The following is a 22,555-nucleotide window of genomic DNA, read 5'->3' on the forward strand; positions in this document are numbered from 1 at the left end:
GTCCGGCGGCCCCCGCCGCGCCCGCGGCCGGGTACGGCTACCCGAACGCGGGCGGCGCGGCCCCGGCCGTCCCGCCGACGCCGGTGCCCGGCGCGCCGCAGGGCGCTGCCGTCCCGCCGGGGGTGCCGACGGTCGGCCCCGGCTACTTCGCCGCGCTCAGCTACCGGGGCCCGGACGGCTCCGAGCAGAAGCTGCTGCACCGCAGCGAGCCCGGCACCCCGCACCCGGAGTGGAAGATCCTCCAGGACCTGCGGCGGCTGAACGTGCCGCCGGAGCAGGTGCTGGAGCTCTACACCGAGCTGGAGTCGTGCGACCTGCCAGGCGGTTACTGCAACCGCATGATCGCCGCGTCCTGGCCGAACGTCCGGCTCACCCACACCGCCGCCTACGGCCGCGACCACGCGTCCCGGCAGGCCGGCATGGCCGAGCTGCTCGACCACCTGGACGAGCTGCACCAGCTGGCCTCCGGGGCCCAGCGGGTCCGCCCGTCCCGGGTGCCGCTGCCCGCGCCGGGGACGGTCCAGCCGCTGCCGCCGCTCCCGCCGCAGCAGCTCGCCCAGGAGCTCGGGGCGGCCTTCGGTCAGAACGTGTTCCGCTACGAGCAGCGCGCGGTCTCCCGCCAGGGCGTGCCCGAGCCGGTGTCGCAGTCCCTGGTGTGGGCGGGGCTGCCGCGCGACTTCGGCCCGTTCTTCTGGGCGCAGGCGCAGGAGGGCCGGCCGATCCCGACGCTCGCCGAGCTGGCCGCCGAGCGCGGTCTGCCCGCGGCCCCGGACTTCGGCGGCTACCTGGTGCTCGGCAACGACTACGGCCGCCAGCTCTGCGTCCAGTACGGCACCGCGAACGTGGTCGCCGTGGACGTCGACGGAACCGGCCAGCCTCCCCGGTTCGTCAACACGGGTGTACCGGAGTTCGTCCGCGCGATGGCCCTGCTGGGCCGGATGTGGCGGCTGCGGTACGGGCTGACCCCGGACCAGGCCGGTCGCTGGACGACCGACTTCCAGGCGCAGCTCGCCGCGATCGACCCGGCGGCCCTGCAGACCGCGGACACGTGGTGGGCCGTGCTGCTGGAGCAGTTCTGGGACGGCCTGCTGTAGCGGGTTGTCGAGGATCCTCGCAGGTGGGGAGGGGTCGTTCCGGTGTTTGGAACGACCCCTCCGGCATGCCGTCGTTGCTGTGCCTCGTTGGGGTTTCGCCCAGATCTGCGCAAAATAGGTCAAGAGGATGGGTCTATTCGTCCAGTCCTCGACGTATTCCGGTCCGCCAGGCGTCCGATTTCGGCCCCGGCCGCCGAACCGGTTCCGGATCCGTCCGTTCCGTCCGATCATGGGCTCCGCAGCCCGCGACATGAGGGGAAGAGCCCATGAGCGACGCCGTCCCCGAGTACGGCTTCACCTCTGCCCGGCGCGGTTACGCGCCCGAGCAGGTCGACCGAGCCCTCACCGCCCTCACCGCGCAGCGCGACGAGGCGTGGGAGCGGCTGAGCGTCCTCGGCTCCGGGCTCCGGCAGATGGAGGCCCGGCTGGCCGACATCCGCCGGGCCGCCGAGGACGCCCCGGAGCCCGACTACGAGGTGCTCAGCGAGCAGGCCGCCGGATTGGCGGTGATGGCCCAGAACGAGGCGCGCGCCGTCCGGGAGAAGGCCGAGCGCTTCTCCGAGGACCTCCGGGACGAGGTCTACGAGGCCGGCCAGGCCCTCGGCCACGCCGCCAAGGAGTACGCCGCCACCACCCGCTCCGAGGCCGACCAGGCCGCCCGGCGCACCGACGAGCGCACCCGCGCCGAGGCCGAGGGCATCCGGGCCGAGGCCGACCGGGAGAGCCGCAGCGACCGGGACGCCGCCACCTCCTACGCCGCCAAGGTGCGGGTGGCCGCCGCCGAGGCCGGCGAGCAGGCCGAGGCCACGCTCGCCGAGCTGCGCCGCAAGGCCGACGAGACCTTCGCCCAGGCCCAGACCAAGGCCGACGCCGAGGACGCCCAGGTCTCCGCGACCGCCGAGCGCCGCGTCAAGGAGGCCGAGCAGCACCGGGAGACCGTGCTCGGCCGGATCAAGCAGCTGGAGACCGACGCCCAGGCCAAGGCCGACCAGCTGATCGAGCAGGCCCGCCGGGAGGCCGAGCGGATCAACGCGGCGAGCGAACGCGAGCAGGGCGAGTTCGACGGCCGTCTGGAGACCGTGCAGAAGCACCTGGACCACATCAAGGCCACGCTGGCCTCGCTCACCGGCGCGGCGGTCGGCGCCATCGAGCCGGAGCGGCTGGCGGCGGCGGTCGCCGGGCCGGCGGACGCCCGGCGGGTCGCGGACGCGGTCGCCGACGCGGGGCCGGTGGACGCGGCGCCGGTGGACTCGGAGGCGGACACCGGCGAGATCGAGGTGGCCGACCTGCGGAAGGCCGTCGCGCCGGCCGCGCGGGAGAAGCCGGCGGCCGGGCTGCGGATGCCGGTCGTGGGCGGGGCCTCCGTCGCCGGGGCCGCGAGCGGTTCCGGTGCGTCCAGTGCGCCCGGTGCGCCCGCCGGGGCGGTGGCGACCGGTCCGGTCGTGCCGGCCGCAGCGCCGCCGAAGCCGGTCGGACCGCCCCGGTCGGGGGAGGCCGACGGCGACGGCGAAGGCGCCGAGAAGGAGCCGCAGGACGAGACCCGGATCATCCCGAAGATCGTCATCGTGGACGACGGTGCCGGCTACGCCACCCCGAACACGGTGAGCTACCGGCGTCGCTGACCGCCGCGCCGGCGGCTCGCCCGCGATCAGCCGGGTGAGCTTCGCGTCCTGGGCCCTGACCGCTCCCGCTGGGGCGGTCAGGGCCTTCGCGTTGCGGTCGATCGGCCGGCGCCGGTAGCCGGCCGGGGCGGCGAATCGAAGAGGAGCGGTACGGCGTCGACCTGTCGCGCCGGTAGTCGCCGCACGCCTGGTGGCGGCGGCGGGCCGGAACGCGGTCCGGCAGGGCGGCGACCACGAGTGAGGCCGAGACCCGTGGCGCCCTCCAGGAAAGGGCGCCACGGTTCCCGGCGCTTGGGCGGGCGCCCCCACCCAGGGTCGCCCGGCCTCGCACCTCCGACCCCCATCGGGGGTGCGACAGTGCCGCCACAGCCATCCCCCACGGTTGGGTGCGGCGGGCACATTCACCATGGTGCGCGATCTCCATGGACAGGCAGTGACAGGAGTATGTCCAGTTCGTGGCAGATCGCGGAGCCGAATCTGACCAGGGGCCGGACGGTTCGTCCACCGGCCGGTCCGGTGTTCCGTCCAGTGGTTCGTCCGCGGTCCGGTCGCGGTCCGGTCGCGGGCTCCGTCCGGGGCCGTTCGTCGCCCCGGACGGTGGTTCGTTCCCGCCCGGCCCCGCCGGGCCGTACGCCGCGTGTGCGTCCGTGCCGCGGCGTAGGCTGGATACCCCCGGCCGCTCGGCGTGCCGGGCCGTTCGCGTTGCCCCGGCAGGCCTCTGCCGCCCGGAGGCAGCACCAGCCACGGGACGAAGAAGAGACCCTGATGAGTCTGACCGGACTGCTCGATGTCGTCGCGCGGGACTCGGCGCTCGCCGAGGCCATCGAGGCGGCGACCGCCACCGGAGCCGCGGCCGGCGGCCGCCGCCACCTGGACCTGGTCGGACCGCCCGCCGCCCGGCCGTTCGCCATCGCCGCGCTCGCCCGCGCACTGGCCGGCCAGGCCGCCGGCGAGCGGGGCCGTCCGGTGCTCGCCGTCACCGCGACCGGCCGGGAGGCCGAGGACCTCGCCGCCTCGCTGCGCTCGCTGCTGCCGCCGGACGCGGTCGCCGAGTACCCGGCCTGGGAGACCCTGCCGCACGAGCGGCTGTCGCCCCGCTCGGACACCGTCGGGCGCCGGCTGGCCGTGCTGCGCCGGATCGTGCACCCGCGGGCGGACGACCCGGCGGCCGGCCCGGTGCAGGTGGTCGTCGCGCCGGTCCGCTCGGTGCTCCAGCCGCAGGTCAAGGGGCTGGCCGAGCTGGAGCCGGTGGCCGTCCAGCGCGGCGAGTCGCACGACCTGGAGGAGGTCGCCCGGCGGCTCTCCGCCGCCGCCTACGCGCGCGTCGAACTGGTCGAGAAGCGCGGCGAGTTCGCCGTCCGCGGCGGCATCCTGGACGTCTTCCCGCCGACCGAGGAGCACCCGCTGCGGGTGGAGTTCTGGGGCGACGACGTCGAGGAGATCCGCTACTTCAAGGTCGCCGACCAGCGCTCGCTGGAGATCGCCCAGCACGGCCTGTGGGCGCCGCCCTGCCGTGAGCTGCTGCTCACCGACGAGGTGCGGGCGCGGGCCGCCGAGCTGGCCGCCGCGCACCCCGGGCTGGCCGAGATCCTGGACAAGATCGCCGAGGGCATCGCGGTCGAGGGCATGGAGTCGCTGGCGCCCGTCCTGGTGGACGACATGGAACTGCTGATGGACGTGCTGCCGCTCGGCTCGGTCGCCGTGGTCTGCGACCCCGAGCGGGTCCGCACCCGGGCCTCCGACCTGGTGGCGACCAGCCAGGAGTTCCTGCACGCCTCCTGGGTGGCGGCCGCGGCCGGCGGGGACCGGCCGATCGACCTGGAGACCATCGACGTCTCCGCCGCCTCGCTGCGCTCGCTCGCCGAGGTGCGCGAGCACGCCGCCGAGATCGGCCTGCCCTGGTGGTCGGTCAGCCCGTTCGCGACCAGCGAGTCCACCGTGAACGAGGTGCTTGCCCGCGGCGGAGCCGCTGACTGGCACGGCGACGCCAACACGCTCACCCTCGGCATGCACGCCGTCGAGGCCTACCGGGGCGACACCGCCCGGGCGATCGCCGACGCCAAGGAGCGGCTGGCCGCCGACTGGCGGGTCGTGATGGTGACGGAGGGCCACGGGCCCGCCTCCCGGCTCGCCGAGGTGCTCGGCAACGAGGGCATCCCGGCCCGGCTGGTCGCCGACCTCGCCGAGGCGCCCACCCGGGACGTCGTCTACGTCTCCTGCGGCTCGATCGAGCACGGCTTCGTCGACGAGGCCCTGAAACTCACGGTCATCACCGAGACCGACCTGTCCGGCCAGAAGTCCTCCACCAAGGACATGCGCCGGATGCCGTCCCGGCGCCGCAACGCGATCGACCCGCTGGCCCTGGCCGCCGGCGACTACGTCGTCCACGAGGCGCACGGCGTCGGCCGGTACGTCGAGATGGTGCAGCGCACCGTCCAGGGCGCCACCCGCGAGTACCTGGTGCTGGAGTACGCCCCGGCCAAGCGCGGCCACCCCGGCGACCGGCTGTTCGTGCCGACCGACCAGCTCGACCAGGTCACCAAGTACGTCGGCGGCGAGGCCCCGACGCTGCACCGGCTCGGCGGCGCGGACTGGGCGAAGACCAAGCAGCGGGCCAAGAAGGCGGTCAAGGAGATCGCCGCCGACCTGATCAAGCTGTACTCGGCCCGGATGGCCGCCCCCGGCCACACCTTCGGCCCGGACACCCCCTGGCAGCGCGAGCTGGAGGACGCCTTCCCGTACGCGGAGACGCCGGACCAGCTGACCACCATCGCCGAGGTCAAGTCCGACATGGAGAAGTCCGTCCCGATGGACCGGCTGATCTGCGGCGACGTCGGCTACGGCAAGACCGAGATCGCGGTGCGCGCCGCGTTCAAGGCGGTGCAGGACGGCAAGCAGGTGGCGGTGCTGGTGCCGACCACGCTGCTGGTGCAGCAGCACTTCTCCACCTTCGCCGAGCGGTACGCCAACTTCCCGGTGTCGGTGAAGGCGCTCTCCCGGTTCCAGAGCGACAGCGAGGCCAAGGCCGTGCTGGAGGGCCTGTTCGAGGGCTCGGTGGACGTCGTCATCGGCACCCACCGGCTGTTCTCCTCCGAGACCAGGTTCAAGGACCTCGGCCTGGTCATCGTCGACGAGGAGCAGCGCTTCGGCGTCGAGCACAAGGAGCAGCTGAAGAAGCTGCGCGCCAACGTCGACGTGCTCACCATGTCCGCGACGCCGATCCCGCGCACCCTGGAGATGGCCGTCACCGGCATCCGCGAGATGTCCACCATCACCACCCCGCCGGAGGAGCGGCACCCGGTGCTGACCTTCGTCGGCCCCTACGACGAGAAGCAGATCTCGGCCGCGATCCGTCGCGAACTCCTGCGCGAGGGCCAGGTGTTCTACATCCACAACCGGGTGGAGTCGATCGACAAGGCGGCCGCCCGGCTCAAGGACCTCGTCCCCGAGGCGCGGATCGCCACCGCGCACGGGCAGATGGGGGAGAACCAGCTGGAGAAGGTCGTCGTCGACTTCTGGGAGAAGGAGTTCGACGTCCTGGTGTCGACCACGATCGTGGAGTCCGGCATCGACATCTCCAACGCCAACACCCTGATCGTCGAGCGCGGGGACACCTTCGGCCTCTCCCAGCTGCACCAGCTGCGCGGCCGGGTCGGCCGGGGCCGCGAGCGCGGCTACGCGTACATGCTGTACCCGCCGGAGAAGCCGCTCACCGAGACCGCGCACGAGCGCCTGGCCACCATCGCCCAGCACACCGAGATGGGCGCCGGCATGTACGTGGCGATGAAGGACCTGGAGATCCGCGGCGCCGGCAACCTGCTCGGCGGCGAGCAGTCCGGGCACATCGCGGGCGTCGGCTTCGACCTCTACATGCGGATGGTCGGCGAGGCGGTGGCCGAGTTCCGCGAGTCGCTGGCGAACGGCGGCGAGCCGGAGGAGGAGCCGCTGGAGGTGAAGATCGAGCTGCCGGTCGACGCGCACGTGCCGCACGACTACGCGCCCGGCGAGCGGCTGCGGCTGCAGGCGTACCGCTCGATCGCGGCGGTCAACTCGGAGGCGGACATCCAGCAGGTCCGGGACGAGCTCGTCGACCGCTACGGCAAGCTGCCGGAGCCGGTGGAGAACCTGCTGCTGGTCGCGGCGCTGCGGCTGTACGCCCGGCGGTGCGGCATCGCGGACATCACCCTCCAGGGGGCCAACGTCCGGTTCGGGCCGGTGGAGCTGCGGGAGTCCCAGCAGCTGCGGCTGAACCGGCTCTACCCGCGCAGCCAGGTCAAGGCGGCCGCCCAGCAGCTGCTGGTGCCGCGGCCGAGCACCGGGCGGATCGGCGGCAAGCCGCTGGTCGGGCGGGAGCTGCTGGGCTGGTGCAGCGAGTTCCTGTCGGCGATGTTCGACGACCTGGCGGGGTCGAAGAAGTAGCGCCCGCCAGGCCCGGTGGGAGGGGCGGGTCCCGTCGGGCCCGCCGTCCGCCCCGTCCCCGCCCCGTCCCCGCCCCGGGCGGGCGGCGGGTAGGTTCGGGGTGTGACGACGAATGTTCCGGACGCGAAGCTGATCCTGCTGACGACCACCCACCGGGTGGCCCCCGGATTGCTGGCGTGGCCGGCGTGGGAGGCGCTGCGGTCGGCGGGGCGGGTGCTGGCGGCGGACGCGGGGCATCCGCAGGTGGCGGCGGTGCGGCAGGCCGGGGTGGAGGTCGAGGTCGTGGCGGCGGGGTCGGCGCCGGCGCTGGCGCGGCTGCTGACCGGGCAGCCGGGCGGGGCCGGGCCGACGGTGTGGCTGGGCAGCCCGGACGGGGATCCGGGGCTGACGGACGCGCTGGCGCGGCTGGCGGTGGAGCACGCCGGTGAGGTGCCGGAGATCGAGGTGCTGCCGGGGTCGTACGACCTGCCGGGGGCGCGGCTGCTGGACCTGGTGTCGGTGATGGACCGGCTGCGCTCGCCGGGCGGTTGCCCGTGGGACGCCGAGCAGACGCACGAGAGCCTGGTGAAGTACCTGGTCGAGGAGGCGTACGAGCTGGTCGAGGCGATCGAGGAGGGGGACCGGGAGACGCTGCGCGAGGAGTTGGGCGACGTGCTGCTCCAGGTGTTCTTCCACTCCCGGATCGCCGAGGAGCACCCGGAGGAGGCGTTCTCGATCGACGACGTGGCCGGTGACATCGTCGAGAAGCTGATGTACCGGCACCCGCACGTGTTCGGGGACGTCGAGGCGGAGGGCGCCGCCGAGGTGGAGGCGAACTGGGAGCAGCTGAAGGCGGCCGAGAAGGCGGACCGGGAGTCGGTGCTGGACGGCGTGCCGGCCGGGCTGCCGTCGCTGGCGTACGCGGCGAAGCTGGTGTCTCGGGTGCGCCGGGCGGGCTTCGCGGGCGTGCCGGACGAGCCGTACGTGCTGCCGGCGGAGCTGACGGTGCAGTCGGCGGGCCGGCTGCTGCTGGCGGTGGCCCAGCGGGCGCACGACGCCGGGGTGGACGTGGACGCGGCGCTGCGCTCGGCCGCGCGTGGTTACCGGGACGCGGTGCGCGCGGCCGAGGGCCTCAAGCCGGTCGGCGAGTAGCGGGCCCGGGCGGGGCCTCAGGCGGCCGTGGCGGTGTTCTCGATCGGCCGCCGCTGCCGGGGGACGACTTCGCCGATGGCCTCGCCGACGAGGGCGAGGAGTTCGGCGAGGCGTTCGAGGTCGAGGCGGGCGGGCAGTTCGGCGAGGGAGACGATCCGCTCGCCGTCGGGGCCGGCGACGCAGAACAGGTCGATGGGGCCGAGGTGCTTCTCGGCGGTGTCGACGAGGGCGGCGATGTCGCTGGGGCGGCGGATGTCGCCGCCGACGCCGACGACGGGGCAGCCCGGCCGGTCGAGTTCGGTGGCGAGGTCCTCGGCGACGCCGGCCCGCTGGTCGGCGATCAGCACTCCGGCGGCTCCGGCGGCGGCGAACCGGCGGGCGAGCTCGGCTCCCGATCCGCCGTCGAGTACCGCGATGACGACGACTGACCCGCTGACCCGCATGGTCTGCTCCTCCCTGTGGGCGACACCGCACCGGCGCCCACGATTTCTGCGGAGGATCGTAGGCAGGTCCTGACCCTCCGCAACAGGGATTACCCCTCAGGTGACCAGGGTCACGCCCGCCACCCGGCCAAGAGCTGTCCAAGAGCTGTCCACGGACCGTCCACGGACCGTCCACGAGGCGTCCACGGAGCGTTGGCGGGCCGTCCGCCGGGTGTCGACGATCCGGCCCCGCCGGTCGGGGTCGCCGGAGGCGGTGCGGCCCCGACCCACCGGATACGGTCGACGCATGCCAGTGCAGCCCGACCCCGCCGCCCCGCAGCTCTTCACCTGGGAGTTCGCCACCGATCCGTACCCCGCCTACGCCTGGTTGCGCGAGCACGCCCCGGTGCACCGCACGACGCTGCCGAGCGGGGTGGAGGCCTGGTTGGTGACCCGCTACGCGGACGCGCGGCAGGCGCTGGCGGACAGCAGGCTGTCGAAGAACCCGGCGCACCACAGCGAGCAGGCGCACCGCACCGGGCGGGTGGGAATTCCGGGGGAGCGCCAGGCGGACTTGATGACGCATCTGCTGAACATCGACCCGCCGGACCACACCCGGCTGCGCCGGCTGGTGTCGAAGGCGTTCACGCCGCGCCGGGTGGCGGAGTTCGAGCCGCGGGTGCAGCAGCTCACGGACCGGCTGATCGACGGCTTCGCGCAGCGCGGTTCGGCGGACCTGATCCACGAGTTCGCGTTCCCGCTCCCCATCTACGCGATCTGCGACCTGCTGGGCGTGCCGGCCGAGGACCAGGACGACTTCCGGGACTGGGCCGGGATGATGCTGCGACACACGAAGCCGGGCCACGGCGGCGGCCAACGCGGCGGCGTGGGGCGGGCGGTGAAGCGGATGCGGGCGTACCTGCTGGAGCTGATCCACCGCAAGCGGGCGGATCCGGGCGAGGACCTGATCTCGGGCCTGATCCGGGCGAGCGACCACGGCGAGCACCTGAACGAGAACGAGGCCGCCGCGATGGCGTTCATCCTCCTGTTCGCGGGGTTCGAGACGACCGTCAACCTGATCGGCAACGGCACGTACGCGCTGCTGCGCAACCCGGAGCAGCGCAGGCTGCTGCAGGAGTCGGTGGTGCGCGGCGAGACGGCGCTGCTGGACACCGGGATCGAGGAACTCCTGCGCTACGACGGGCCGGTGGAGATGGCGACGTGGCGCTTCGCGACGCGGCCGCTGTCGATCGGCGGGGTGGACATCCCGGTGGGCGATCCGGTGCTGGTGGTGCTGGCCGCGGCGGATCGCGATCCGGCCAGGTTCGCGGACGAGAACACCCTGGACCTGGCCCGCACGGACAATCCGCACCTGGGTTTCGGCCACGGGATCCACTACTGCATCGGCGCCCCGCTGGCCCGCCTGGAGGGGCGGAGCGCACTGACCACGCTGCTTTCCCGGCTGCCGGACCTGCGGCTCGCGGAAAACCCGGAGAACCTGCGCTGGCGGGGCGGCCTGATCATGCGTGGCCTGCGGGAACTCCCGGTCGAATTCACTCCGGAGGCCCGCTCTCCGCACACGCCGGTCACGCCGGCCGACGCTCCGACACGCTGACGGCGCGTCTCCGGCGGGTCGTGGAGCCAGGTCTGAACCCGCATTAATCCGGACATACCGCCGCCGTTGGTAGGCGATTGACCACGCGCCGTAATTTGTGTGTGATATCGGTGATATGAGCTTGTTATTGGTCTGATGATCTGTCTACTCTCCCTGGAGTTCGCAGCTGCGGACCTCGTGCGCGGAACGCCGAATCCTGCCCGCCGCGTCACGGGAAACCGACCAGACCCTGGGCAGGGGCGGGGGAACCAGGTTTGTTGCCGTTCCCCAACGGCTTGGGGTGAAGCCGCCCGAGCGGAATCGTTTCCGCTTTCGGCGGCCGGGCCACCTCCCGGTCCGAACCCGACAGCTCACCTCGCAGGCGTGCGGAGAGGGACCTCGTCATGCTGTTCGTTGGAACTGGCCGCCACCGTCGTCGCACCCAGACCGAGAAGGCCATCGCCGTCGCCGGTGTGGCCGGCGTCGGACTCGCGATGCCGCTCCTCACCGCCACCGGCGCCTCCGCCGCCCCGGCCTCCACCTGGGACGCCGTCGCCCAGTGCGAGAGCGGCGGCAACTGGAGCATCAACACCGGCAACGGCTTCTCCGGCGGCCTGCAGTTCACGCCCAGCACCTGGAAGGCGTACGGCGGCACCTCCTACGCCCCGCAGGCCAACCAGGCCAGCAAGGCGCAGCAGATCTCGGTCGCCGAGAAGGTGCTGGCCTCGCAGGGCCCGGGCGCCTGGCCCGTCTGCTCCCAGAAGGCCGGTCTGAGCAAGGGCGGCGCCCCGGCCTCCGTGGACACCTCCACGGACGCCAAGCCCGCCAAGCAGTCCGCCGCCAAGCCGACCCAGCAGGCGCAGACCCCGAAGCCCGCCCAGCAGCCGGTCCAGCAGGCCGCCCCGAAGCCGGCCGCCCAGCAGCCCGTCCAGCAGGCCCCGCAGCAGACGCAGCCGCAGACCCAGGGCTTCTCCGGCAAGGCCGGCTGGGACGCCGACGCGAAGGTGTACTGGTACCAGAACAACGGCGCCTGGTACTGGACCAGCCACCAGAGCGTCTACCAGCAGTACGCGGGCCAGCCCGCCGCCCAGCCGCAGTACGCGCCCCGCGCCGCGCAGCCCGCACAGTCCGCCCCGGCCGCGCAGCCCGCCGCCGCGCAGGGCGGTCACGACTACACCGTCCGGGCCGGCGACACGCTGTCGACGATCGCCGCCGCCCAGGGCGTGTCCGGCGGCTGGCATTCGGTGTACGACGGCAACCGCGGCACCGTCGGCGGCAACCCCAACCTGATCATGCCCGGCCAGGTGCTGCACCTCGGCTGAGCGGCCCGGGCCCTGAGCGGCCCGCGCCCTGCGGGCGAAGGGGGACGGGCGCCGTCCCCCTTCGCCCGCATTCCCCCGTATTCGCCCGCTTCGATCAGGCAAGCAGGTGAACTACTGGTGGGTAGCCGGGCCACACGCTGAGACGGGACCGAGGCCAGCGCGGCCCCGGGGGCCGGGGCGGTTAGGCTCTGGTCGTAACGACTCCGCAATCGTCCCGCCGGCAGCACCCAACGTCAGCCGGACCCTGCTTCCGCAAGGAGATGCCTCGTGCCGTCCATCGATGTCGTCGTAGCCCGTGAGATTCTCGACTCGCGTGGCAACCCCACGGTCGAGGTCGAGGTCGGCCTCGACGACGGCAGCACCGGTCGTGCCGCTGTCCCGTCGGGTGCCTCCACCGGCGCCTTCGAGGCGCTGGAGCTGCGCGACGGTGACAAGAACCGTTACTTCGGCAAGGGCGTGGAGAAGGCCGTCCTGGCCGTCATCGAGCAGATCGGCCCGGAGCTGGTCGGCTACGACGCCACCGAGCAGCGCCTGATCGACCAGGCCATGCTCGACCTGGACGCCACCCCGGACAAGTCCTCGCTCGGCGCCAACGCGATCCTGGGCGTCTCGCTGGCCGTGGCGCACGCCGCCTCCGAGGCCAGCGACCTGCCGCTGTTCCGCTACCTGGGCGGCCCGAACGCGCACGTGCTGCCCGTTCCGATGATGAACATCCTCAACGGCGGTTCGCACGCGGACTCCAACGTCGACATCCAGGAGTTCATGATCGCCCCGATCGGCGCGGAGTCCTTCTCCGAGGCCGTCCGCTGGGGCGTCGAGGTCTACCACACCCTCAAGGGCGTGCTGAAGGAGCGCGGCCTGTCCACCGGCCTCGGCGACGAGGGCGGCTTCGCGCCGAACCTGGACAGCAACCGCGAGGCCCTGGACCTCATCACCGAGGCCATCCAGAAGGCCGGCTACGTGCCCGGCCGCGACATCGCGCTCGCCCTGGACGTCGCCGCGTCCGAGTTCTACGAGGACGGCGCCTACCAGTTCGAGGGCAAGGCCATCTCCGCCGCCGAGCTCATCGAGTACTACGCCGAGCTGGTCGACGCCTACCCGCTGGTCTCCATCGAGGACCCGCTGGACGAGTCGGACTGGGACGGCTGGAAGGCCATGACCGTCAAGCTGGGCGACAAGGTCCAGCTGGTCGGCGACGACCTGTTCGTCACCAACCCGGCCCGCCTGGCCAGGGGCATCGAGACCGGCACCGCCAACGCGCTGCTGGTGAAGGTGAACCAGATCGGCTCGCTGACCGAGACCCTGGACGCCGTCGAGCTGGCCCAGCGCAACGGCTACCGCTGCATGATGTCGCACCGCTCCGGCGAGACCGAGGACGTCACCATCGCCGACCTGGCCGTCGCCACCAACTGCGGCCAGATCAAGACCGGCGCCCCGGCCCGCTCCGAGCGCGTCGCCAAGTACAACCAGCTGCTGCGCATCGAGGAGATCCTCGACGACGCCGCCGAGTACGCCGGCCGCGGCGCCTTCCCGCGCTTCCGTTCCGCGGAATAGCAAGCACAGCCGCTCCGCGGAATAGCAAGCACAGCCGCTCTGCGGAGTAGCAAGCACAGCCGCTCTGCGGAGTAGCAAGCTCAGCCGCTCCGCGGAGCAGCAGGCTCAGCCGTTCCTCGGAGCGGCGAGCACGGTCGCTCCGCCGACCGGTGAGCACGCCTGACCGGTGCCCCGCCGTTCACCCCGTAGGGTGGACGGCGGGGCACCGTCGCGACCAGGAGGGGAACGGGAGATGGCAGGCTGGAGGATCCCGGGCTTGGCGGCCCGGCCTCGCTTCACGAGCCGGGCGACCGTCCTCGTCCTGGTGCTCTGCTCGCTGGTGGCGATCCTCGCCTACCCGACGCGGCAGTTCATCTCCCAGCGCGCCGAGATCTCCGCCCAGCAGGCGAAGGCCGACCGCTCCCGCCAGCAGGTCGAGCAGCTGCGCCGGGAGAAGGCCCGCTGGCAGGACCCCGAGTACGTCAAGGCGCAGGCCCGCGCCCGGCTGCACTACGCGATGCCGGGGGAGACCCCGTACATCGCGGTGGATCCGGCCGGTCCGGCCGCCGCCCGGCCCTCGGCGTCCGCCACCGGTTCCGCTGCCGCCGCCGGCTCGGCCGCCTCCGACGGCTCGGCCGCCTCCGACGGCGCGTCCGGCGGCTCGGCGCGGGCTGCCAAGCCCTGGTACGCCAGCATCTGGGACTCGGTCGACGCCGCCGACACCACCGACGCCGCCGCCCCGGCCCCCGCCTCCCCCCGTCCGCTCCCACCGTCCCCCGCTGGAGACACCTCCCCCCATGACCACTGAGAACCACCCCGCCGTCTCCGACGCCGACGTCGCCGCCATCGCCGCCCAGCTCGGCCGGGTGCCGCGCGGCCTGCGCGGCGTGGCGCACCGCTGCCCCTGCGGCAACCCGGACGTCGTGGAGACGGCCCCCCGACTGCCGGACGGCACGCCGTTCCCGACGCTGTACTACCTGACCTGCCCCAAGGCCGCCTCGCTGATCGGCACCCTGGAGGCGGACGGCGTGATGAAGGAGCAGACCGCCCGGCTCGCCGAGGACCCGGAGCTGGCCGCCGCCTACCAGAAGGCGCACGAGGACTACATCGCCCGGCGCGACGCCATCGAGGTGCTGGAGGGCTTCCCGAGCGCCGGTGGCATGCCGGACCGGGTGAAGTGCCTGCACGTGCTGGTCGGCCACTCGCTGGCGGCCGGCGAGGGCGTCAACCCGCTCGGCGACGAGGCGATCGGCCTGCTGGAGGACTGGTGGGCCAAGGGCCCCTGCGTCTCCCCGGCCGAGGTCGAGGCCGCCGGTGGGCGGGTCGCCCGCAACCGGGCCAAGGAGCAGGACCACCAGGCCGTGATCGAGGCCAAGCAGCAGAAGGCCGCCGAGCGCGCCGCGAAGAAGCGGGCCGCCGAGGAGTCCGACCCCGGGGAGTCCGCGTGAGCATGACCCGGGTGGCCGCGATCGACTGCGGCACCAACTCGATCCGGCTGCTGGTCGCCGACCTGGACCCGGCCACCGGGGAGATCACCGACCTCGACCGCCGCATGATCATCAACCGGTTGGGCCAGGGCGTGGACCAGACCGGCCGGCTGCACCCGGACGCGCTGGCCCGCACCTTCGCGGCCTGCCGCGAGTACCGGGAGGTCATCGCGGGGTTCGGGGTCGGCCCGGAGCGCACCCGCTTCGTCGCCACCAGCGCCTCGCGGGACGCCGAGAACAGCGACGAGTACGTCGAGGGCGTGCGCGCGATCCTGGGCGTCGAGCCCGAGGTGGTGAGCGGCGAGGAGGAGGCGCACCTGTCCTTCGTGGGTGCCACCAAGGAGCTGACCGGCGGCCAGTTCCCGGCGCCGTACCTGGTGTTCGACCTCGGCGGCGGCTCGACCGAGTTCGTGCTGGGCGGTGCGGACGTGCAGGCGGCGCGCTCGGTGGACATCGGCTGCGTCCGGCTCACCGAGCGGCACTTCGGTGGCGCCGAGCTGCCCTCGCCGGAGCAGATCGAGACGGCCCGGGCGCACGTGCGGGCCGAGCTGGACAAGGCCGAGGAGGTCGTCCCGCTGCGCGGCGCGGCCACCCTGGTGGGCCTGGCCGGGACGGTCACCACGGTGTCCGCGATCGCCCAGGACCTGCCGGCCTACGACTCGGCGGTTATCCACCACTCGCGGATCGGCCGGGAGCGGGTCGCCGGGATCGCCCGTGAGCTGCTGGGTGCCACCCACGCCGAGCGCGCGGCCATCCCGTCGATGCACCCGGGCCGGGTGGACGTGATCGCGGCCGGCGCGCTGGAGCTGCTGGAGATCATGGAGCGGACGGGCGCGGCCGAGGTGGTCGTGAGCGAGCACGACATCCTGGACGGCATCGCCTGGAGTATGGCCTCCTGACCTCCTGCGGGCCTTACCCGACCGGCCCCGGCACCCCTTTCGGGGGTCCGGGGCCGGGGCGCGCCCGGACCGGTGCGGGAAAGTTCGTGAATTTCTTCACATGGCGATCCAGTCATTCGTCGCACCCGCTCGCCCGCTACGTCCGAAATGTGGGACCGAAGGTCTGCTCGCCGTGACGACCCCTGGATCGCAGGTCAAGCCTCGGTTGAGGTTTGAAAATCGAAATCACGAGCGGGAACCCGGGCGCCGTACGGATCGTTGCTGCTCAGCAGGGTGGTATTCCGGCGTGCGCCCACGAGGGGGCGCCCAAGGCCGTGAGCCGGCGCGCTGGGCCCGGATTTGCGGCCGCGCAGTGTAGCACGGGGTGTCCAGAAGCTTGTGACCGGGCTCACGAAGGCTGCTCCGGACGGTGCTGGATACTTTCGGATATGAGCACCACGGAGCGTCCTCGCATCCTCATTGTCGGCGGTGGTTACGTCGGCCTGTATGCCGCGATGCGCATCCTCAAGAAGATGCGTTACGGCGAAGCGACCGTCACGGTCGTGGACCCGCGGTCGTACATGACGTACCTGCCCTTCCTCCCCGAGGCGGCCGGCGGCAACGTCGCGCCCCGCAACCTCGTCGCGCCGCTGCGCAGCGCCCTCAAGAAGGCGGAGGTGCTCACCGGTGCGGTCACCGGTGTGGACCACGCCCGCAAGGTCGCCACCATCCAGCCCGCGGCCGGCGACAGCTACGAGCTGCCCTTCGAGTACCTGGTCGTCGCGACCGGCTCGGTCTCCCGCACCTTCCCGATCCCGGGTCTGGCGGAGCACGGCATCGGCATGAAGACGGTGGAGGAGGCCATCAGCCTCCGCAACCACGTCATGGCCCAGCTCGACAAGGCCGAGTCCACCGCCGACGAGGAGGTCCGCCGCAAGGCCCTGACCTTCGTCGTCATCGGCGGCGGCTTCGCCGGTGTCGAGACGATCGCCGAGGTCGAGGACATGGCGCGCGACGCCGCCAAGATCTACAAGACCGTCAGCCGTGACGACATGCGCTTCGTCCTGGTGGAGGCGGCCAACCGCATCCTCCCGGAGATGGGCCCGGACCTCGGTCTGTGGACCAAGGAGAAGCTCGAGGAGCGGAAGATCGAGGTCTACATCGAGACCTCGATGGACTCCTGCGTCGACCAGCACGTGGTGCTGAAGAACGGCCTGGAGATGGACGCCTCCACCATTGTGTGGACGGCCGGCGTGAAGCCGAACCCGGTGCTGGCCAACTTCGGCCTGCCGCTGGGCCCGCGCGGCCACGTCGACACCGCGCCGACCCTCCAGGTCCAGGGCTTCGACTACGTCTGGTCCGCCGGCGACAACGCCCAGGTCCCGGACCTCGCCTCCGGCGAGGGCGCCTGGTGCCCGCCGAACGCGCAGCACGCCGTGCGCCAGGCCGCCGTCCTCGGTGACAACGTCATCTCGGGCATGCGGGGCTTCCCGCAGAAGAACTACGAGCACAAGAACCTCGGTGCGGTCGCCGGCCTGGGCCTGCACAAGGGCGTCGCGATCCTCTTCGGCAAGGTCAAGCTGAAGGGCCGTCTGGCCTGGTGGTTCCACCGCGCGTACCACGGCGCCATGGTCCCGACCATGAACCGCAAGGTCCGGGTCTTCACCGACTGGACGCTGGCCATGTTCCTGAAGCGCGAGATGGTCGGCCTCTCCCAGATGGAGCAGCCGCGCCTGCCGATCCAGGAGGTCACGGCGCCCACGAAGCCCGTGGAGGCCGCCAAGCCGGCCGCCGAGAAGGAACTCGCCAGCAAGTAAGCGACTGCGACCCCGGTGTGGGAGCACCGGGGTATGAGTCGGAGGCCCTCCGCCCGGCAGTGTCGCCGGACCACGACCTCCGTGGTGCTCAGCCGGCCGTGCGACCGGGCGGAGTACAGAAGTAGAAGGGCCCCTGCCGAAACCCTCCGGCAGGGGCCCTTTCTCGTCGTCCGCCCGCTGGGCGGGCCCGTGAGGGGCGGTCAGTCGGTCTTGATGCTCTCCAGGATGTCCAGCTTGGACGCCCGGCGGGCGGGCCAGATCGCGGCGACCAGGCCGACCACCCCGGCCAGGGCCAGGAACAGCGCCAGCTGGCCGAACGGCAGGACGGTGGTCAGGCCGCTCAGGCTGGACTTCAGGGTGCCGTTGATCGCCCAGGCGATGAAGCAGCCGAGCAGCAGGCCGATGCCGGCGCCGAACAGCGAGATCACCACGGACTCCAGGCGGACCATCCGCTTGATGCCCCGGCGGTCCAGGCCGATCGCCCGCAGCATCCCGATCTCGCGCTTGCGCTCGAAGACCGACATCGCCAGCGTGTTGATCACGCCCAGGATCGCGACCAGCACGGACATCGCCAGCAGGCCGTACATCAGGTTCAGCGCGAAGGTGATGGTCTGGCTGAAGTCGTCGCGGACGTCCTGCTTGGACTTGACGTCGATCACCGGGTTGGCGCCGGTGGCGTCCTTGAGGGACTGCTTGAGCGCGGAGGTGGCGCCGTCCTTGCCCTTGACCAGGACGTCGGTGATGTAGGGCTTCGCCTCGTGCTTGGCGACCTCGCTGTTGGCCAGCAGGACCGAGCCGAGCATGCCGCCCTTCTCGTACACGCCGCCGACGGTGAGCTGACCGGTGGACTGGTCCGGGTAGGAGACCGCCATCGTCGAGCCGGCGGTGACGTGGAGCTTCGTGGCGAGCTCCTGGTCCACCAGGACCTTGCCCTGGCCGAGGGCGGCGGTGGCGCCGCTGGTCAGCTTGACCTCGGCGAGCTGGTCGAAGGAGCCGGCGTCCATGCCGGTGATCGTCACGCCGGTGCCGTCGAGCTCCCACCTGGCGGTCGTCACCGCGGAGGAGGCGGCCACCCCGGGGGCCTTGGCGATCTCACCGGGCACCTGCTCGGACAGGCTCATGTGGTTGGCGCCCGAGACCATGTAGTCGGACTTCATCGAGCTGGTGACGGCCTTGTCGATCGCGCCGCCGACCGAGGCACCGATCACGGTGAGGCCGCTGACCAGGGTCAGGCCGATGGTGAGCGCGGCGGCGGTGGACGCGGTGCGGCGCGGGTTGCGGACCGCGTTCTGCTGGGCGAGCTTGCCCGGGGTGCCGCCGAGCCCGCGCAGCAGCGGGCCGATCAGCGCGACCACCGGGCGGGAGAGCAGCGGCAGCAGGACGAACACGCCGATCAGGGCGAGCAGGGCGCCGAGGCCGACCGGCAGGCGGCCGCTGTCGTTGCCGGTGGAGGCGCCGAAGCCGATCAGCGCGAGGCCGCCGGCGGTGAGCGCCGAGCCGATCGCGTTGCGGACCAGCAGGCTCTTCTGGCTGGTCGGCTGGTCGCCGCTGCTCATCGCCGCCACCGGGGCGATCCGGGAGGCGCGCACGGCCGGCAGCAGGGCGGACAGCACCGTCACCAGGACGCCGACGGCCAGGGTCACCGCGATGGTGAGCGGCTTGATGACCAGCGTGCCGTGCGGCATGTTCTCGTTCAGCTGGCTCATCAGGGCCTGCATGCCGGCGCCGATCCCGATGCCGGCGAGCAGCCCGGCCAGCGCCGCGACGGTGCCGATCGCCAGGGCCTCGACCAGCACCGAGCGGGTGACCTGCTTGCGGCTGGCGCCGATCGCCCGCAGCAGCGCGAGTTCCTTGGTGCGCTGGGCGACCAGCATGGTGAAGGTGTTGGCGATGATGAAGATGCCGACGAAGAGCGAGATCCCGGCGAAGACCAGCAGCATGGTGCGCATGCTGTCGGTGGCCTTGGTGATCATCTCCTGCTCGTCGGCCTTGAGCTTGGCGCCCGTCTCGACGTCGAAGTGCTGGCCGGACGGCACCTTGGGCTGGACCTGGGCGAGCAGCGCGTCCTCGCTGGTGCCGGGCTTGGCGGTGAGCACGATGCTGCTGAAGTGGCCGGGCTCCAGCAGCAGCTGCTGGGCGGTGGTGCGGTCGAACAGGGTGAGGGTGCCGCCGCTGTTCACCACCGGGTCGTCGGTGGTGAAGACACCGGTGAGCTTCGCCTCGACCACCGGGCCGTTGATGGCGATCCGGACGGTGTCGCCGATCTTGTAGCCGGCCTTGTCGGCGGTCTTGCGGTCGAGGGCGATCTCCTTGCCGTTCTTCGGGCCCTGACCCTCGGCCATCGGGTAGCGCGGGTCCTTGCCGTCCGCGGCCGGGGCGAAGTTGGCGCCCTTGGCGGCCCAGAACTGGCCGATCAGGTTGCCGCTCCGGTCGGCGACCCCGGTGAAGCCGCTGACCACGCCGCGGGCGTTGGCGGTGCCCGGCAGGGCGGCCAGCTGCTGGACGGTGGCGTCGGTGAGCGAGGCGTTGCCGCTCTCGCTCTTCTGCTTGGCGCTGGCGCGGGAGCCGGCCGAGTAGTCCACGACCTGGACCGAGACGTCCGAGTAGCTCTTGGAGTTGTTGTCCCGCATGGCCTTGCCGAAGGTGTCGGAGAAGACCATGGTGCCGGCGACGAAGGCGGTGCCGAGCATGACGGCCAGCGCCGTCATGAGGAGTCGGCCCTTGTGGGCCAGCACGTTGCGCAGTGCGGTGCGGTACATGGGGTGTCCTGGGTTTCGCGTAGGGGCGGCGGCTGGGCTGGCTGGCCCTGGCTGGTGGTGGCTCTAGCTGGTGCGGCCCTTGGCGTCGAAGCGGCGCATGCGGTCCAGGACGGTGTCGGCGGTGGGGTGGTGGAGTTCGTCGACGATGCGGCCGTCGGCGAGGAAGACGACGCGGTCGGCGTAGGAGGCGGCGACGGGGTCGTGGGTGACCATGACGACGGTCTGGCCGAGTTCGCGGACGGAGTTGCGCAGGAAGGAGAGGATTTCGGCGCCGGAGCGGGAGTCGAGGTTTCCGGTGGGTTCGTCGGCGAAGATGATGTCGGGCTTGCCGGCGAGGGCGCGGGCGCAGGCGACGCGTTGCTGCTGGCCGCCGGAGAGCTGGGAGGGGCGGTGGCTGAGGCGGCCGGAGAGGCCGACGGTGTCGACGACGCGGTCGAGCCAGGCCTTGTCGACCTTGCGGCCGGCGATGTCCATCGGGAGGGTGATGTTCTCCAGGGCGGTCAGGGTGGGGAGCAGGTTGAAGGCCTGGAAGATGAAGCCGATGTGGTCGCGGCGGATCTGGGTGAGCTGCTTGTCCTTGAGGCCGACGAGCTCGGTGTCGCCGATGGTGGTGGAGCCGGAGCTGATGGTGTCGAGGCCGGCCATGCAGTGCATGAGGGTCGACTTGCCGGAGCCGGAGGGGCCCATGATGGCGGTGAACTGGCCCTGCGGGAAGTCGACGCTGACGTTGTCGAGGGCCACGACGCGGGTCTCCCCGTCCCCGTAGACCTTGTTGAGGCCGGTGGCGCGGGCGGCCGCCAGGCCGGTCCGGACGGCGGTTGCGGTCGACGTGGTCACGGGGGTGCTCCTTGGTGGTCGCGGGCTGCGGGAGACGCGCTGGGCGCCTGGACGGCCGGGCCGCCAGGGGCGCCCGGCCGTACCTCCATGCTCCGCCGTGTGATCATGAGTTCTCGTCGCTCCGCCGGACGGTTGGCCTGACCGCCGCTGGGCGTACGGCCAGGTGACGCCCTCCTCCTGGGGTATGACGCCGACCCTGAGCGCGGGTCGGTGGCCGGAACTCGTGCACTTCGTGGCCGAATTGCGGACTGTTCGTCAGATCGCAAGGAAACATGACAACTTCCCTGGCTGGGAACATGCGAAAGGGCGAGGCGGGCGACTAGGCTCTGGGGTGGCCCGCACCGGGGGTGGAGCGTTTCTTCTCCGGCCGATGGAGGGGCTCGTCCGCAGGACGCCCGGATGGTGGAACGCAGACACGGGCAGCTTAAAACTGCTTGGCCGCGAGGCCGTGCCGGTTCGAGTCCGGCTCCGGGCACCGCTCGACTCGCGGGGGCGCCGACGGCGTCCCCGCCGGGAGTCCTTCAGTGATCCTCCTCGCGGCGTATCCCGATATTTTTGCCAAGCCATTACCCTGGTGGCTGGGCGGTGCAGTGCCGCCACGGAGGGAATGTGCAATGAGAAGCAGCAACCCGGTCTTCTCGCGGGAGGGGTCCTTCACCCGCGAGCCCGGCTACGCGGGGTTCGGTACCACCACGCAGGCCGGGGGCCAGTACGGCAACAACCCCTACGCGGGGACCCCTTACGCCCAGCAGCCGCAGGCGCAGGGCCCGCTGACCGACGAGCAGCTGTACGAGATGTACAACGGGCCGTCGGCCGGCCCCGCCGCCACCGGTCGGATGACGCTCGACGACGTGGTCGCGCGCACGGCCATGACGCTGCTGACCCTGGTCGCCGCCGGCGCGGTGGCCTGGTTCGTGCTGCCGTTCGAGAACTTCGGCTTCGCGATCGGCGCCAGCCTGGTGGCCATGGTCGTCGGCCTGGTGGTCTCCTTCAAGCGCAGCGTCAGCCCGCCGCTGATCCTGACCTACGCGGCTCTTGAGGGCTTCGCGCTCGGCGCGGTCACGCACGCGCTCAACACCGTCATCAACGGCATCGCGATCCAGGCGGTGCTGGGCACGGCGGCGGTCTTCGCGGCGATGCTGTTCGCCTACAAGAGCGGCCGGATCCGGGTCACCGCGCGCTACACCCGGATCGGCATCGCGATCGCCATGGGCTTCGTGCTGCTGATGCTGGTCAACATGATCGCGATGGCGTTCGGCGCCGACCTCGGTCTGCGCTCCGGCCCGCTGGGCATCGTGGTCGGCCTGATCGGCATCGCCCTCGGCGCCTTCTTCCTGTCGCTGGACTTCGCGGCGATCGAGGAGGGCATCGCCCAGGGCGCGCCGCAGAAGGAGGCCTGGCGGGCCGCCTTCGGGCTCACCCTGTCGCTGGTCTGGATCTACGTCGAGATGCTGCGCCTGATCGCGATCCTGCGCGGCGACGACTAATCGCGGTCCCGCCGTACCCACTGCCGGCGGGGGGACAGAGGGGGAAAAGCCCAGGGGGCGGGGGGGGGTGGGGGTTCTTTTGTTTTTTGTGTGGGACGCCTTTGTTTAGAGAACTGAGCCCCTGGTGGGTAGTTTTTCTTTTTTTTTCCCAGA

Annotated in this window: 15 protein-coding genes, 1 tRNA gene and 1 riboswitch; of the genes, 13 read left to right on the top strand and 3 right to left on the bottom strand. The window is 72.2% G+C overall.

Translation table 11 applies throughout. The features are described from left to right. From ACFVX9_RS34025 to ACFVX9_RS34040, 4 genes are all read left to right on the top strand, one after another. On the top strand, positions 1-1,094 hold a 1,094-nt coding region (locus tag ACFVX9_RS34025; RefSeq protein WP_387985507.1), incomplete at its 5' end, for an SUKH-4 family immunity protein. Positions 1,095-1,360: 266 nt separating this feature from the next. Beyond that, the gene (locus ACFVX9_RS34030) at positions 1,361-2,716 is read left to right on the top strand and encodes a hypothetical protein (RefSeq protein ID WP_387985510.1); all 1,356 of its coding nucleotides are present in this window, start codon (positions 1,361-1,363) and stop codon (positions 2,714-2,716) included. Positions 2,717-3,481: 765 nt separating this feature from the next. Further along, positions 3,482-7,135: a transcription-repair coupling factor gene (mfd, locus tag ACFVX9_RS34035; protein WP_387985513.1), complete on the top strand. Its 3,654-nt coding sequence runs from the start codon at positions 3,482-3,484 to the stop codon at positions 7,133-7,135. Between the two features lie 102 nt (positions 7,136-7,237). Beyond that, entirely contained in the window at positions 7,238-8,266 is a 1,029-nt protein-coding gene (locus ACFVX9_RS34040) for a MazG family protein (RefSeq protein WP_387985516.1), read from the top strand. A gap of 17 nt (positions 8,267-8,283) precedes the next feature. On the opposite strand, the gene ACFVX9_RS34045 is transcribed toward ACFVX9_RS34040, so the two are convergent. Then, entirely contained in the window at positions 8,284-8,709 is a 426-nt protein-coding gene (locus tag ACFVX9_RS34045) for an SDR family NAD(P)-dependent oxidoreductase (RefSeq protein ID WP_063348037.1), read from the bottom strand. A 286-nt stretch (positions 8,710-8,995) separates the two neighbouring features. Between ACFVX9_RS34045 and ACFVX9_RS34050 the strand changes: the two genes are divergently transcribed. The 7 genes from ACFVX9_RS34050 to ACFVX9_RS34080 all read left to right on the top strand — a co-directional run bounded on the left by ACFVX9_RS34050 (position 8,996) and on the right by ACFVX9_RS34080 (position 17,319). Further along, the gene (locus tag ACFVX9_RS34050; RefSeq protein ID WP_387985519.1) at positions 8,996-10,303 is read left to right on the top strand and encodes a cytochrome P450; all 1,308 of its coding nucleotides are present in this window, start codon (positions 8,996-8,998) and stop codon (positions 10,301-10,303) included. A gap of 210 nt (positions 10,304-10,513) precedes the next feature. Next, a riboswitch (cyclic di-AMP (ydaO/yuaA leader) is annotated at positions 10,514-10,681 on the top strand. Positions 10,682-10,686: 5 nt separating this feature from the next. Then, complete coding sequence (locus ACFVX9_RS34055; protein ID WP_387985522.1) at positions 10,687-11,604, top strand: transglycosylase family protein; 918 nt, start codon at positions 10,687-10,689, stop codon at positions 11,602-11,604. A 267-nt stretch (positions 11,605-11,871) separates the two neighbouring features. Beyond that, positions 11,872-13,158, top strand: a complete 1,287-nt coding sequence (gene eno, locus ACFVX9_RS34060) for a phosphopyruvate hydratase (RefSeq protein WP_363588371.1) — start codon at positions 11,872-11,874, stop codon at positions 13,156-13,158. A 256-nt stretch (positions 13,159-13,414) separates the two neighbouring features. After that, entirely contained in the window at positions 13,415-13,945 is a 531-nt protein-coding gene (locus tag ACFVX9_RS34065) for a septum formation initiator family protein (RefSeq protein ID WP_387985526.1), read from the top strand. Further along, positions 13,917-14,585 carry a DUF501 domain-containing protein gene (locus tag ACFVX9_RS34070; protein ID WP_079136261.1) on the top strand — a complete coding sequence of 223 codons (669 nt, stop codon included), beginning with the start codon at positions 13,917-13,919 and terminating at the stop codon, positions 14,583-14,585. The genes ACFVX9_RS34065 and ACFVX9_RS34070 overlap by 29 nt, the downstream gene beginning before the upstream one ends. Before the next feature lie 2 nt (positions 14,586-14,587). Continuing rightward, the gene (locus tag ACFVX9_RS34075) at positions 14,588-15,523 is read left to right on the top strand and encodes an exopolyphosphatase (protein WP_387985573.1); all 936 of its coding nucleotides are present in this window, start codon (positions 14,588-14,590) and stop codon (positions 15,521-15,523) included. Positions 15,524-15,951: 428 nt separating this feature from the next. Then, positions 15,952-17,319 carry an NAD(P)/FAD-dependent oxidoreductase gene (locus ACFVX9_RS34080; protein WP_063348030.1) on the top strand — a complete coding sequence of 456 codons (1,368 nt, stop codon included), beginning with the start codon at positions 15,952-15,954 and terminating at the stop codon, positions 17,317-17,319. Positions 17,320-17,519: 200 nt separating this feature from the next. Here the strand turns inward: ACFVX9_RS34080 and ACFVX9_RS34085 are convergent, their stop codons facing one another. Both ACFVX9_RS34085 and ACFVX9_RS34090 read right to left on the bottom strand, forming a co-directional pair. Further along, positions 17,520-20,078, bottom strand: a complete 2,559-nt coding sequence (locus ACFVX9_RS34085; protein ID WP_387985529.1) for an ABC transporter permease — start codon at positions 20,076-20,078, stop codon at positions 17,520-17,522. 63 nt (positions 20,079-20,141) lie between these two features. After that, entirely contained in the window at positions 20,142-20,915 is a 774-nt protein-coding gene (locus ACFVX9_RS34090) for an ABC transporter ATP-binding protein (protein WP_387985532.1), read from the bottom strand. 393 nt (positions 20,916-21,308) lie between these two features. Here ACFVX9_RS34090 and ACFVX9_RS34095 point away from each other — a divergent pair. Both ACFVX9_RS34095 and ACFVX9_RS34100 read left to right on the top strand, forming a co-directional pair. Beyond that, a tRNA-Leu gene (locus ACFVX9_RS34095) sits at positions 21,309-21,390 on the top strand. A 139-nt stretch (positions 21,391-21,529) separates the two neighbouring features. Next, on the top strand, positions 21,530-22,402 hold the full coding sequence (locus ACFVX9_RS34100; RefSeq protein ID WP_387985535.1) for a Bax inhibitor-1/YccA family protein: 873 nt from the start codon (positions 21,530-21,532) through the stop codon (positions 22,400-22,402). The last annotated feature ends 153 nt before the right edge of the window (positions 22,403-22,555 follow it).

It is taken from the genome of Kitasatospora sp. NPDC058243, from assembly GCF_042882025.1.
GTDB lineage: Bacteria > Actinomycetota > Actinomycetes > Streptomycetales > Streptomycetaceae > Kitasatospora.